Raw genomic sequence first — 376 nt, forward strand, 5'->3', positions numbered from 1 at the left:
CTGGCCCCTCTTCGTTGTAATCAGAATCACACCATTGGCTGCCTGAGCACCATAGATAGCAGCAGAAGCGTCTTTCATTACCGACAAGGGTTCTATATCCATTATCCTATCGGCCTCTTTAATTAAATATTGGTAGGTTTTGTTGTAGGCCGGATTATTCAGGCAGTAGATGATGCAGGCATGATGGACGAAACTATTTTCATTGTCACTTCCGATCATGGTGGTATTAATAGAATACTTACAATCATATTAGCTCTGGTAAATAGTAGTGATGGCTATTTATTAATTATGCGCAGCCAATTGGCACATTGGCATATTAGCACATTGGCACATTACCTTCTTTGTTTTAATTCGTCTTCTTTCTTCTTAGCTAGTT

General features: G+C 39.4%; 2 pseudogenes. One reads left to right on the forward strand and one right to left on the reverse strand.

Annotation, left to right across the window (positions count from 1 at the left end):
• Positions 1-99: pseudogene (locus D0T85_RS22880) on the reverse strand (hypothetical protein); the annotation flags it as partial.
• A gap of 45 nt (positions 100-144) precedes the next feature.
• Between D0T85_RS22880 and D0T85_RS22885 the strand changes: the two are divergent.
• Positions 145-234, forward strand: a pseudogene (locus D0T85_RS22885) (alkaline phosphatase); the annotation flags it as partial.
• Positions 235-376 lie beyond the last annotated feature (142 nt).

The organism is Bacteroides sp. 519 (assembly GCF_010500955.1).
GTDB lineage: Bacteria > Bacteroidota > Bacteroidia > Bacteroidales > Bacteroidaceae > Bacteroides.